Source organism: Miniphocaeibacter halophilus (assembly GCF_016458825.1).
GTDB classification, from domain to species: Bacteria; Bacillota; Clostridia; order Tissierellales; family Peptoniphilaceae; genus Miniphocaeibacter; species Miniphocaeibacter halophilus.
Window position 1 is genome coordinate 1,403,174 of record NZ_CP066744.1, and the last position, 12,087, is coordinate 1,415,260.

Consider the following 12,087-nt stretch of genomic DNA (forward strand, 5'->3'; position numbering starts at 1 on the left):
AATAATTGTTAATATGAAGGAGGATTTTTTTGAATAAAAAGTTTTTTAATAGGGTTATATTTTGGATTTTGCTGTTAACCTTTACTTCTGGCTATGCAAATGTTTTATCTATATTTAGACTTGGGACTCCAACTACTCATATGACTGGTAATTTAAGCAATATTTCATTTTCCATGTTTGAACTTGATTTTAAAAAAGCTGCAATACTACTTGCAATTGTGTTGTTATTCTTACTTGGGGGTATAATTTCAGGATATATTTTTAATAATAGAAGTTTTGGTAAGGGGAAAAGCTATGGAGTATTTCTTATAGCTATAGGTATTTTACTTGGAATAGCAGAATATATAATAGGGGATAAATATATTATTACAGCAATTATTGCTCTAACCAGTGGAACTCAAAACGGATTGAATATAGCATATAATGAAATAACCATACGAACTACCCATATGACAGGCTATTTATCCGATATAGGAAGACTAATAGGTATAAAATTAAATGGAAGAAATATAGAAATAAGTAAGTTATTGTATTTAATTTCAGCAGTATTAATATACTTTTTAGGTGGTGCAGCGGCTGTTTTCATATCTTTGCCGGAGCAAGGTCATAATTTTTATGAGATTTCTATTTTGTATATTATAGCTGGTTTTTTATATTTAAAACTTATATATAATAAGGATGGAAAATAATTTTAATATAAATTTTAAAATAAATAGAAAAAATCTTAAAGAAATGTGAAAAAAACTTGCATTTCTTTTTATGTTTGTATATAATGTATGAGTGTCTAAAATAGGAAAAAGCGTTGAAACGAGAGGTTGCTGAGGTTTTCAGGGGAATTTTCGTGGAGTATGTCTGATGGGATTCAGGCGGAAGATTACTTATTGACTGAAAAGTCAAATAAAAACATAGGCACGATACACCCGGCAAGGTGTATGGACATAAGTAATCCGACGCTTCCTGCAAAATACGAGGAGGTGCCGAGATGGCAAAACAAAAAATAAGAATAAGACTAAGAGCATATGATCATGAGTTAATAGATCAATCTGCTCAAAAGATAGTGGAAGCTACAAAAAGAACTGGAGCAGAAATTTCCGGTCCAATTCCACTACCAACAGAAAAGGAAATAATTACAATCTTAAGAGCTGTTCACAAGTACAAGGATAGTAGAGAACAATTCGAACAAAGAACACATAAAAGACTAATCGATATTTTAAATCCTAACAAAAACACCTTAGAAGCATTGAAAAAATTAAATTTACCTGCTGGTGTTGATATCGAGATAAAGCTATAATCTTAGAATGATTGTAAAGAAACAATCCGCTGTAAGTAATTAGGAGGTGTGCTCATGAAGAGTATATTAGGAAAGAAAGTTGGAATGACTCAAATTTTCTTAGAAGATGGAGAGTTAATTCCTGTAACTGTTATAGAAGCGGGACCTATGATAGTTACTCAAGTGAAATCAGAAGAAACTGATGGATATAACGCAATACAAGTTGGTTACATTGACAAAAAAGAAAGTAAAGTAAATAAACCAATGAAAGGTCACTTTGACAAAGCTGGCGTAGGCTATAAGAAACACTTACAAGAATTTCCTTTAAACGAAGGGGAAAGCTATGAAGTTGGAGCAGAAATCAAAGTTGATATATTTGAAGAAAATGACAAGGTAGATGTTTTTGGTACTTCTAAAGGTAAGGGTACTCAAGGATCTATTGTAAGACATAATTATGGTAGAGGACCAGAAACACATGGTTCTAAATCCCATAGAGTTGCTGGAGCAAGATCAGCAGGAACTTACCCAGGCCGTGTTTTCAAAGGTACTAAAGGTAGTGGTAAGACAGGTAACGAAAGAGTTACAATTCAAAATCTAACTATTGTTAGAGTAGATGCTGACAAGAATCTTATATTGGTTAAAGGTGCTATTCCAGGACCAAAGGGTGGAATAGTTACAATTAAAGAGTCAGTTAAAGCGTAATAGTTATTTTTAGGAAGGAGGATGAAATATGCCTAATGTTACAGTATATAACCAACTAGGAGAATCAGTTGGAGAAATAGAACTTAATGATGCTATATTTGGCGTAGAAGTAAATGAGCATGTTATTTATGAAGTAGTAAAAAATCAACTTGCTAATAAAAGACAAGGCACTCAATCTGCTAAAACAAGAGCTGAAGTAAGAGGTGGAGGAAGAAAGCCTTGGAGACAAAAGGGTACAGGACGTGCTCGTCAAGGAAGTACAAGAAGTCCACAATGGACTGGCGGTGGTGTTATATTTGCACCAAAACCAAGAGATTATAGCTATAAAACACCTAAGAAAATTAAAAGATTAGCTATGAAATCAATATTGTCTTCTAAAGTAAACGATGAAGAAATGATTGTTTTAGACAAATTGAGTTTTGATAATATAAGCACTAAGGTTGCTAAAAAAGTTTTAGAAGATGTTAAAGCAGCTAAAAAAGCGTTAATAGTTGTTGAAAATAAAGATGATGTGGTTTACAAGTCATTTAGAAACTTAGCCGGAGTTGAAATAGCTGAAGCTAAGAACATAAATGTTTATGATGTTATAAAACACGATTCTTTAGTAATGACTCAAGACGCAGTTAAGAAAATTGAGGAGGTGTTCGCTTAATGAGATCACCATACGATATAATTTTAAAACCTATAATAACTGAAGATTCAATGGATAAAATGGATCTAGGAGTATATACGTTTAAAGTAGTTAAGGATGCCAATAAGTCTGAAATCAAAAAAGCAGTTGAAACTGTATTTGGTGAAGGTGTAAAAGTAGCAAGGGTAAACACTATGAATGTTGTTGGCAAAATGAAGAGAGTTGGAGCTAACCAAGGTAAAACACCTAATTGGAAGAAAGCTATAGTTAAATTAACTGAAGACTCTAAAACTATTGAATTCTTTGATGGGATATAATTAGGAGGTAAACAACAATGGCTATAAGAAAATACAAACCAACCTCTGCCGGCTTACGTGAAATGAGCGTATTAAGCTTTGAAGAAATAACAAAGACTGTACCTGAAAAAACTTTAACTGTAAGTTTAAACAAATCAGGTGGAAGAAATGCACATGGTAGAATTACTAGTCGTCATAGAGGTGGCGGAGCAAAAAGAAGATATAGATTAATAGATTTTAAAAGAGATAAAGATGGAATACCAGCTACTGTAGCGTCAATAGAATATGATCCTAACAGAACAGCTAATATTGCATTATTACACTATGCTGATGGAGAAAAAAGATACATTTTAGCTCCTAATGGATTAAAAGTTGGATACAAGATCGAGTCAGGTGAAAATGCTGACATAATGATAGGTAATGCTTTAAAATTAAAGGATATACCTGTTGGTACTATGATTCACAATATTGAACTTAAACCTGGAAAAGGCGGTCAATTAGTAAGAACTGCCGGAGCGGAAGCACAACTAATGGCTAAAGAAGGAAAATACGCACAAGTAAGATTACCTTCAGGTGAATTTAGATTAGTGCTACAAGAATGCCGTGCAACTATAGGACAGGTTGGAAACATAGGTAATGAATTAGTTACTATTGGTAAGGCAGGTCGTTCAAGACATTTAGGAAAAAGACCTCATGTAAGAGGTTCAGCTATGAATCCTGTAGACCATCCACATGGTGGAGGGGAAGGAAAAGCTCCTGTAGGACGTCCAGCACCATCAACTCCTTGGGGTAAACCAGCATTAGGTTTAAAAACTAGAAAGAAAAGTAAGAAATCCGATATGTATATCGTAAGAAGAAGAAATAAGTAATAAAGAGGAGGGGTTTTAATGGGTAGATCCGTAAAAAAAGGACCATTTTGTGATGACCATCTTTTTAAGAAGATAGAAGAATTAAACGAGTCTAATAATAAAAAAGTTGTAAAAACTTGGTCTCGTCGTTCTACAATATTTCCACAATTTGTAGGACATACAATAGCAGTACATGACGGTAGAAAGCATTTACCGATTTATATAACTGAAGATATGGTAGGACATAAATTAGGAGAATTTGTTTCTACAAGAACTTACAGAGGACACGCTGGAAAAAGTGAAAAGAGCAGCAAGGTAAGATAACAAAAGGAGGTACGATAATCATGGAAGCAAAAGCTATAGCAAAATATGAAAGAATTTCACCTCTAAAAGTTAACTTCATCTGTAAGGAAATTAGAGGTAAGAATGTTGATGAGGCACTTGCAATCCTACAATTTACTCCTAAAAAAGGTGCGAGATTGTTAGAAAAGGTATTAAAATCAGCAATTGCCAATGCTGAACACAACTTTGATTTAGATAGAGATATGTTATATGTATCTGAAGCTTATGCAAATGATGCTCCAGTTATGAAAAGATGGAGACCAAAGGCTAAAGGGGCAGCTTATCCTATTTTAAAAAGATCAAGTCATATTGGTGTTGTTGTAAAGGAAAGAGAATAAGGAGGGCAAGCGAGAATGGGTCAAAAAGTAAATCCTCATGGGTTTAGAGTAGGAGTTATAAAAGATTGGAACTCAAAATGGTTTGCGGATAAAAAAGATTTTGGAGATTTATTAGTTGAAGATCATAAAATTCGTGAGCTAGTAAAAAAAGAAGTTTATCTTTCAGGAGTTTCTAGTATAGAAATAGAAAGAGCTTCAAATAAAATCAAAGTTACTATTAATACAGCTAAACCAGGTATGGTAATTGGTAGACAAGGTTCTGGTGTAGAAGTATTAAGAACAAAGATAGAAAAAGCAACTGGAAAGAAAGTAATAGTTAATGTTGAAGAAGTAAAAAGACCGGATTTAAATGCGCAATTAGTTGCAGAAAACATAGCGGCTTCATTAGAAAGAAGAATTTCTTTCAGAAGAGCGATGAAACAAGCAATTCAAAGAAGTATGAGAGCAGGAGCAAAAGGTATTAAAACTTCTGTTTCTGGTAGGGTTGGTGGAGCAGATATGGCTAGAACAGAAGGTTATAGCGAAGGTACTATTCCACTACAAACTTTAAGAGCGGATATAGATTATGGTTTTGCTGAAGCAGATACAACTTATGGAAAACTTGGCGTTAAAGTATGGTTGTATAAAGGAGAAATTCTTCCAGGAATGAAAGAAGCGGAATTACCAGAAATTAAGGGAAGAAGAAGAAATAACAAGAAATTTAACAGAAACAGTAATGCGAAGAGAAACAAGCAACAAACTCAAGCAGCAAGTAAATAATTCGCTAGGAGGGAGGAATAATCTATGTTAATGCCTAAGAGAGTTAAATACCGTAAGGTTCATAGAGGTAGAATGACAGGTAAGGCACACAAGGGTAATACTATTACTTATGGAGAATATGCTTTACAAGCTTTAGAACCTTGTTGGATGACTTCAAATCAAATAGAAGCCGCAAGACGTGCGATGACTAGATATATAAAAAGAGGCGGTAATATTTGGATAAAAGTATTTCCAGATAAGCCTGTAACAGAAAAACCAGCTGAGGTACGTATGGGTTCCGGTAAAGGATCACCAGAATATTGGGTAGCTGTGGTAAAACCAGGTAGAATATTATTTGAAATGTCTGGTGTAACAGAAGATATAGCAAGAGAAGCAATGAGACTTGCAGCACATAAATTACCTATTAAAACAAAATTCGTAGCTCGTGATAATATAGATAAGGACGGTGAAGCTAATGAAAACTAAAGAAATTCGACAAATGTCAGATGCTGAATTACAAAATTCATTAAAAGATTTAAAAGTTGAACTTTTCAACCTACGTTTTCAATTGGCTACTGGTCAGTTAGATAATCCTATGAGAATTGGTGGGGTTAGAAAAGATATTGCCAGAATTAAGACAATCGTAAGAGAACGAGAACTGAATATAGGGAAGGAGGCATAATCCATTATGGAAAGAAATAAAAGAAGTACTATTACTGGTACTGTTGTATCAGATAAAATGGATAAAACAATAGTTGTAGCTGTTAATACATTTGTTGCTCATCCACTATATAAGAAACAAATTAAAAAGACTACAAAATTTAAAGCTCATGACGAAAATAACGAATGTAACACTGGGGATAAAGTATTAATAATGGAAACAAAACCTCTTTCAAGAGAAAAAAGATGGAGATTAGTTGAAATCCTCGAAAGAGCAAAATAGATCTTATTACTAGAAAGGAGAGACTAAATGATTCAAGTAGAAAGTCGTTTAAAAGTCGCAGACAATTCAGGGGCTAAAGAACTACTAGTTATAAGAGTTTTAGGGGGTACAAATAAAAAGTACGCTAAAATCGGGGATACAGTAGTTTGTTCTGTAAAAGTTGCTACGCCTGGTGGAGTTGTTAAGAAAGGCGAAATTGTTAAAGCCGTAATAGTTAGAACTAAAAAAGGTGTTAGAAGATCGGACGGAAGTTACATCAAATTTGATGATAATGCAGCCGTTATAATAAAAGATGATAAAAATCCAGTGGGAACTAGAATTTTCGGAACAGTTACTAGAGAATTAAGATCTGGCAACTTTATGAAAATTATTTCATTGGCACCTGAAGTATTATAGTTGGAGGTGTATATTAAATGAAAATTAAAAAAGATGATACGGTAATAGTTGTTGCTGGTAAAGATAAAGGAAAACAAGGTAAGGTATTAAGAACTCTACCTAAGTTAAACAAGGTTATCGTTGAAGGTGTAAATATACAAACTAAACACGAAAAACCAAGAGGACCAGAACAACCTGGTGGAATACAAAAGTCAGAAGGACCTATAGATGCATCTAATGTTATGTACTACGATTCTAAAGCTGGAAAAGGCAGTAGAATTGGCTATAAGATAGAAAATGGTACAAAAGTTAGAATAAGTAAAGCTAGTGGTCAAGAAATTAAATAGTTAAGAGGGGGTATTTGAGTGACTTCCAGATTATTAGAAAAATATAGAAATGAAGTTATTCCTGCATTAACAGAAAGCTTTGGTTATAAAAATGTAATGGAAGTTCCTAAGTTAAACAAAATAGTGCTTAACGTAGGTTTAGGTTCTTCTAAAGACAATCCAAAGGCTGTAGAAAGTGCAGTTAAAGAAATAGAAACTATTACTGGACAAAGACCAGTAGTTACAAAAGCAAAGAAATCAATAGCTAACTTTAAACTAAGAGACGGTATGAGTATCGGAGTTAAAGTTACTTTAAGAGGACAAAAAATGTATGATTTCTTAGATAAATTAGTAAGTATTTCATTACCTAGAGTTAGAGACTTTAGAGGTGTTTCAACATCATCTTTCGATGGTAGAGGAAACTACTCATTAGGTATAAGAGAGCAATTGATATTTCCAGAAATTGAATACGATATGGTAGATCAAATTAGAGGAATGGATATTGTTATAGTGACTACTGCTGAAACAGATGAAGAATCTAAGAAATTTTTAGAGCTAATGGGAATGCCATTCAAGAAGTAGTATAAGGAGGAATAATTAGTGGCAAAAAAATCAATGATTGCAAAACAACAAAGACCTGCAAAATTTAGTACACAAGCTTATAATAGATGTAAAATTTGCGGTAGACCTCATGCTTACTTAAGAAAATACGGAATTTGTCGTATATGCTTTAGAGAATTGGCTTATAGAGGCGAAATCCCAGGCGTTAGAAAAGCAAGCTGGTAAAATAAGAGAGGAGGAAGCTTTTATGATGACTGATCCTATAGCGGATATGCTAACAAGAATAAGAAATGCTAACAATGCAAAGCATAAGTCAGTAGAAATTCCATCATCAAAAATGAAAAGAGACGTTGCTCAAATATTACTTGATGAAGGTTTTATAGATGGATTTAATGTAACAGAAGATGACAAACAAGGCATTATAACTTTAGATTTAAAATATGGTCCAAGGGAAGAAAGAGTTATTTCAGGTATTAAGAGAATTTCTAAACCAGGACTAAGAGTATATGTTAGATCCAATGAGTTACCTAAAGTTCTAGGAGGACTAGGTATTGCGGTAATCTCTACATCTAAAGGTGTTGTAACTGATAAGGTTGCAAGAAAAGAAGGTATAGGTGGAGAGGTTATTTGTTACGTTTGGTAATAAATAATTAATTAATTAGGAGGTAACCATGTCAAGAATTGGATTAAAACCAATAGAAATTCCTGCTGGTGTTGAAGTTAAAGTTAACGATGGCAACCTTGTACATGTTAAAGGACCAAAAGGCGAATTAACTCAACAAATAGATCAGGGTATGACTATTAATATAGATAATAATACAGTTGTTGTTTCCCGTCCTTCTGACAGTAAAAAGAACAAGTCTTTACACGGATTATCAAGATCCTTACTAGAAAATATGATAGTAGGTGTAACTGATGGTTATAAAAAGACTTTAGTTATTGAAGGAACAGGATATAGAGCAGCAAAAGCTGGTAAAAAACTTACTTTAAATTTAGGATATTCTCATCCTATTGAAGTAGAAGATCCAGAAGGAATAGAAATAGAAGTTCCTGATGCTCACACTATAGTAATAACTGGAATTGATAAACAAAAAGTTGGAAACTTTGCAGCTAATATAAGAGATTACAGAAAACCTGAACCTTATAAAGGAAAAGGTGTACGTTATGAAAATGAATATATTAGACGTAAAGTTGGTAAAACTGGTAAATAGGAAGGAGTAGTAAATGTTAAAGCAAATTAATAAAGAAGCAAACAGAAAAGCAAGACATGCTAGAGTTAGAAAGAAACTTTCTGGTACTCCTCAAAAACCAAGACTAAATGTATATAAGAGTAATGCTAATATATATGCACAAATTATTGATGATATAGCTGGAACAACATTAGTATCTGCATCTACATTAGACAAGGATATTAAAAGTGGTTTAAGTAATTCTTCAAATAAAGAAGCTGCTAAAATGGTAGGCGACGTTATTGGGAAAAGAGCTTTAGAAAAAGGTATTGAAGAAGTAGTTTTTGACAGATCAGGCTATAAATACCATGGAAAAGTTAAAGAGTTAGCTGAAGCTGCTAGAAACGCTGGACTGAAATTTTAGGGGCGAGGAGGTAAAATATTGGAACTTTTAACTAAAAATGTAGAAGGTATGGAATTAGAAGAAAGAGTTGTAGCTATTAACCGTGTAACTAAAGTAGTAAAAGGTGGTAGAAACTTTAGATTTAGTGCTATAGTTGTAGTTGGAGATAAAAACGGTCTTGTAGGAATTGGTTCAGGAAAAGCACAAGAAGTTCCTGAAGCTATTAGAAAAGGTGTACAAGATGCTAAGAAGCATATGATCAAGGTTCCTTTAGTAGGAACAACTATACCTCATGAAATTATAGGAGTTTTTGGAGCTGGAAAAGTATTCTTAAAACCGGCTTATGAAGGAACAGGGGTAATTGCAGGAGGTCCTGTGCGTGACGTTTGCGAACTTGCAGGAATTAAAGATATACGTTCAAAATCCCTTGGTACATCAAACCCAAGAAATATTGTTAATGCTACAATGGAAGGACTTAAAAATCTTAAAAAAGCAGAAGATGTTGCTAAATTAAGAGGAAAGTCTGTTCAAGAAATATTAGGGTAAGGAGGCTTAACATATGAGTAAGCTTAAAGTAACTCTTAAAAAGAGCAGAATTGGTAGAATAGAGAAACATATTAAGAATGTTGATGCACTTGGATTAAAGAAAATTGGAGATGTTGTAGAAATAGAAGATACACCTGCAAACAGAGGTAAAATTAATCAAGTAGCATTTATGTTAGATGTAGAAGAAGTTAAATAATAAGGAGGTGTATCATGAAATTACATGACTTAAAACCTGCAACAGGCGGTGGAGTTAAAGCTAAGAAAAGAGTTGGTAGAGGTTATGGTTCAGGACTTGGACATACTTCTGGAAGAGGACATGATGGACAAAACTCAAGATCAGGCGGTGGAGTAAGACCTGGATTTGAAGGGGGCCAAATGCCTTTATTCAGAAGATTACCTAAAAGAGGATTTACCAATATTTTTGCTAAAGAATATGCTGAAGTTAATGTAGCTACTTTAAATAAATTTGAAGATGGTACAGTTGTAACTCCTGAGCTTTTATTAGAAAAAGGTATTATAAAAAAATCCAAGGCTAAGGATGGTGTAAAAATTCTTGGCAATGGTGAAATAGAAAAGAATTTAACAGTTAAAGCACAAAAATTTACAAAAACTGCTGAAGAAAAAATAGCCAAGGCTGGAGGAAAGGCTGAGGTGATTTAGATGATTCAAACATTGAAAAATGCTTGGAAAGTTGAAGATGTAAGAAAAAGACTAATATTTACATTTCTAATGTTAGTTATATATAGATTGGGAAATGTAATTCCCGTTCCATTTATAGACTCATCTGTAGTGGAAGCAGTTATGACAGGACAAGACAACTACTTACTACAAATGCTTAATACATTTGCAGGCGGTAGTTTACAGAGTATGAGTATATTTGCTCTTAGTATTTATCCATATATTACAGCATCAATAGTTATGCAACTTCTTACTATTGCTATTCCTAGATTAGAGGAAATGGCAAGAGATGGTGAAGAAGGAAAAAGAAAAATGGGTAAATATACTAAAGTTATTGGTGTTGTTTTAGCCTTAGTTCAAGCTTATGCTATAGTAATGGTATTGTTTGGACAAGCAGTAGCAACTGGTAACTTTTTATCGAAGGCAATTATGTTGTTGACCTTAGTTGCCGGTACAATGTTCTTGGTTTGGTTAGGTGAAATGATTACTGAAAAGGGAGTAGGTAATGGTATATCCATTATAATTTTCTTTGGTATTATTTCAGGTGTTCCAAATCAAATTAAACAGATGTTTGCAGGTTTTTCATATGGACAATTTGCTTGGTGGGCAGTTGCTATACTAGCATTGATTTCTGTAGTTATTCTTGTAATAGTTATTGAAATTAACCAAGGAGAAAGAAGAATACCTGTTCAATATGCTAAAAGAGTAGTAGGAAGAAAGATGTATGGTGGACAATCTACACATATTCCTGTAAAGGTTAATATGTCTGGAGTTATGCCAGTAATTTTTTCCAATGCTATACTTCAATTACCACAACTTATAATATCTCTTTTTGGTGGTAGTACACCAAAATGGATGGAGTATTTATTTGGAATGAACACTATAAGTGGTTTAATTATATATTGTCTTGTAAACTTGTTTTTAATTATCGTTTTTGCATATTTTTATAGTGCAGTACAATTTAATACTGTTGAATATGCTAAAAACTTACAACAATACGGAGGTTTTATACCAGGAATAAGACCTGGAAAACCAACAGGAGAATACTTACAAAGAATATCCAGTAAAATAACATTAATTGGTGCAGTGATTTTAGCTATAATAGCTACAGCTCCATTTTTAGTAAACTACTTCTTAAAGTTAAATATGTTATTTGCAGGTACTTCATTGATTATTGTTGTAGGGGTTATATTAGAGACTATTAAACAAATAGAATCTATGTTAACAATGAGACATTATAAAGGTTTCTTAAATAAATAGGAGTTATAAATGAGATTAGTACTACTAGGTCCTCCAGGAGCAGGTAAAGGAACTCAAGCAGCTAAGTTAGTTGAAGAATATAAGATAGTTCATATATCTACTGGGGATATTTTTAGAAAAAACATAAAGGAACAAACTGAATTAGGTAAACAAGTAAAGGATTATTTAGACAAGGGATTATTAGTTCCAGATGAACTAACTGTTGACCTAGTTTGGGATAGATTAGATCAAGACGATTGTAAAAATGGATTTCTATTAGATGGTTTTCCAAGAACCATAGAACAAGCCAATAAATTGCAAAAAGGATTAGAAGAAAGAAACATAAAGTTAGACAAGGTTATTAATATAGCTGTTGACAAAGAAATTTTAGTTAAACGTCTAGCTGGAAGAAGGGTATGTACTAACTGTGGAGCAACTTATCATATAGACAGCAAACCTACAAAGGTTGAAGGAATATGTGACTTGTGTAATAGTAATTCAGTAATTCAACGAGAAGATGATAAGGAAGAAACAGTGCTTAATAGAATTGAAGTTTATGAGAATCAAACAGCACCCTTAATTGGATACTATGAAGATTTGAATTTACTTTTCAATGTTGATGGTACTCTTCCTGTAGATGAGGTTTTTGAAATCATAAAAAATCATCTAGACAATATGTAGT

Annotated in this window: 24 protein-coding genes; all 24 read left to right on the top strand. The window is 33.1% G+C overall.

Going from position 1 to position 12,087, the window contains the following annotated elements; translation table 11 throughout:
- Nucleotides 1-29: 29 nt before the first annotated feature.
- A complete protein-coding gene (locus JFY71_RS06815) occupies nt 30-689 on the top strand; it encodes a YoaK family protein (protein WP_243660074.1) in 660 nt (219 codons plus the stop codon).
- 293 nt (nt 690-982) lie between these two features.
- The gene (rpsJ, locus tag JFY71_RS06820; RefSeq protein ID WP_243660075.1) at nt 983-1,291 is read left to right on the top strand and encodes a 30S ribosomal protein S10; all 309 of its coding nucleotides are present in this window, start codon (nt 983-985) and stop codon (nt 1,289-1,291) included.
- 54 nt (nt 1,292-1,345) lie between these two features.
- Entirely contained in the window at nt 1,346-1,972 is a 627-nt protein-coding gene (gene rplC / locus JFY71_RS06825) for a 50S ribosomal protein L3 (protein WP_243660076.1), read from the top strand.
- 28 nt (nt 1,973-2,000) lie between these two features.
- Complete coding sequence (rplD, locus tag JFY71_RS06830; RefSeq protein WP_243660077.1) at nt 2,001-2,624, top strand: 50S ribosomal protein L4; 624 nt, start codon at nt 2,001-2,003, stop codon at nt 2,622-2,624.
- The gene (rplW, locus tag JFY71_RS06835; protein ID WP_243660078.1) at nt 2,624-2,920 is read left to right on the top strand and encodes a 50S ribosomal protein L23; all 297 of its coding nucleotides are present in this window, start codon (nt 2,624-2,626) and stop codon (nt 2,918-2,920) included. The genes rplD and rplW overlap by 1 nt, the downstream gene beginning before the upstream one ends.
- A 17-nt stretch (nt 2,921-2,937) precedes the next feature.
- Nucleotides 2,938-3,768 carry a 50S ribosomal protein L2 gene (rplB, locus tag JFY71_RS06840; protein WP_243660079.1) on the top strand — a complete coding sequence of 277 codons (831 nt, stop codon included), beginning with the start codon at nt 2,938-2,940 and terminating at the stop codon, nt 3,766-3,768.
- 18 nt (nt 3,769-3,786) lie between these two features.
- Nucleotides 3,787-4,071 carry a 30S ribosomal protein S19 gene (rpsS, locus tag JFY71_RS06845; protein WP_243660080.1) on the top strand — a complete coding sequence of 95 codons (285 nt, stop codon included), beginning with the start codon at nt 3,787-3,789 and terminating at the stop codon, nt 4,069-4,071.
- Between the two features lie 20 nt (nt 4,072-4,091).
- Entirely contained in the window at nt 4,092-4,427 is a 336-nt protein-coding gene (rplV, locus tag JFY71_RS06850; RefSeq protein WP_243660081.1) for a 50S ribosomal protein L22, read from the top strand.
- A 15-nt stretch (nt 4,428-4,442) separates the two neighbouring features.
- On the top strand, nt 4,443-5,186 hold the full coding sequence (gene rpsC, locus JFY71_RS06855; RefSeq protein WP_243660082.1) for a 30S ribosomal protein S3: 744 nt from the start codon (nt 4,443-4,445) through the stop codon (nt 5,184-5,186).
- A 24-nt stretch (nt 5,187-5,210) separates the two neighbouring features.
- Nucleotides 5,211-5,651, top strand: a complete 441-nt coding sequence (gene rplP, locus JFY71_RS06860; RefSeq protein WP_243660083.1) for a 50S ribosomal protein L16 — start codon at nt 5,211-5,213, stop codon at nt 5,649-5,651.
- Nucleotides 5,641-5,847 (top strand): 50S ribosomal protein L29, encoded by a 207-nt coding sequence (gene rpmC, locus JFY71_RS06865; RefSeq protein ID WP_243660084.1) that lies wholly within the window; start codon nt 5,641-5,643, stop codon nt 5,845-5,847. Before rplP ends, rpmC begins: the two co-directional genes overlap by 11 nt.
- Nucleotides 5,848-5,853: 6 nt before the next feature.
- Nucleotides 5,854-6,108: a 30S ribosomal protein S17 gene (gene rpsQ / locus JFY71_RS06870; RefSeq protein ID WP_243660085.1), complete on the top strand. Its 255-nt coding sequence runs from the start codon at nt 5,854-5,856 to the stop codon at nt 6,106-6,108.
- Between the two features lie 27 nt (nt 6,109-6,135).
- A complete protein-coding gene (gene rplN, locus JFY71_RS06875; protein ID WP_243660086.1) occupies nt 6,136-6,504 on the top strand; it encodes a 50S ribosomal protein L14 in 369 nt (122 codons plus the stop codon).
- Between the two features lie 17 nt (nt 6,505-6,521).
- Nucleotides 6,522-6,830, top strand: coding sequence for a 50S ribosomal protein L24 (gene rplX, locus JFY71_RS06880; RefSeq protein ID WP_243660087.1), 309 nt, complete (start codon nt 6,522-6,524; stop codon nt 6,828-6,830).
- Nucleotides 6,831-6,848: 18 nt separating this feature from the next.
- Nucleotides 6,849-7,391: a 50S ribosomal protein L5 gene (rplE, locus tag JFY71_RS06885; RefSeq protein WP_243660088.1), complete on the top strand. Its 543-nt coding sequence runs from the start codon at nt 6,849-6,851 to the stop codon at nt 7,389-7,391.
- Between the two features lie 18 nt (nt 7,392-7,409).
- Nucleotides 7,410-7,595, top strand: a complete 186-nt coding sequence (locus tag JFY71_RS06890; protein WP_243660089.1) for a type Z 30S ribosomal protein S14 — start codon at nt 7,410-7,412, stop codon at nt 7,593-7,595.
- 22 nt (nt 7,596-7,617) lie between these two features.
- Nucleotides 7,618-8,013, top strand: coding sequence for a 30S ribosomal protein S8 (rpsH, locus tag JFY71_RS06895; protein WP_243660090.1), 396 nt, complete (start codon nt 7,618-7,620; stop codon nt 8,011-8,013).
- A gap of 28 nt (nt 8,014-8,041) precedes the next feature.
- The gene (rplF, locus tag JFY71_RS06900) at nt 8,042-8,581 is read left to right on the top strand and encodes a 50S ribosomal protein L6 (RefSeq protein WP_243660091.1); all 540 of its coding nucleotides are present in this window, start codon (nt 8,042-8,044) and stop codon (nt 8,579-8,581) included.
- A 13-nt stretch (nt 8,582-8,594) separates the two neighbouring features.
- Nucleotides 8,595-8,963 (top strand): 50S ribosomal protein L18, encoded by a 369-nt coding sequence (gene rplR / locus JFY71_RS06905; RefSeq protein ID WP_243660092.1) that lies wholly within the window; start codon nt 8,595-8,597, stop codon nt 8,961-8,963.
- A 48-nt stretch (nt 8,964-9,011) separates the two neighbouring features.
- Nucleotides 9,012-9,488: a 30S ribosomal protein S5 gene (gene rpsE / locus JFY71_RS06910; RefSeq protein ID WP_243662148.1), complete on the top strand. Its 477-nt coding sequence runs from the start codon at nt 9,012-9,014 to the stop codon at nt 9,486-9,488.
- Nucleotides 9,489-9,501: 13 nt separating this feature from the next.
- Nucleotides 9,502-9,684 carry a 50S ribosomal protein L30 gene (gene rpmD / locus JFY71_RS06915; RefSeq protein WP_243660093.1) on the top strand — a complete coding sequence of 61 codons (183 nt, stop codon included), beginning with the start codon at nt 9,502-9,504 and terminating at the stop codon, nt 9,682-9,684.
- A gap of 14 nt (nt 9,685-9,698) precedes the next feature.
- Complete coding sequence (gene rplO / locus JFY71_RS06920; protein ID WP_243660094.1) at nt 9,699-10,148, top strand: 50S ribosomal protein L15; 450 nt, start codon at nt 9,699-9,701, stop codon at nt 10,146-10,148.
- Complete coding sequence (secY, locus tag JFY71_RS06925; RefSeq protein WP_243660095.1) at nt 10,149-11,426, top strand: preprotein translocase subunit SecY; 1,278 nt, start codon at nt 10,149-10,151, stop codon at nt 11,424-11,426. It abuts the gene before it with no gap.
- 9 nt (nt 11,427-11,435) lie between these two features.
- Nucleotides 11,436-12,086, top strand: a complete 651-nt coding sequence (locus JFY71_RS06930) for an adenylate kinase (protein ID WP_243660096.1) — start codon at nt 11,436-11,438, stop codon at nt 12,084-12,086.
- The last annotated feature ends 1 nt before the right edge of the window (nt 12,087 follow it).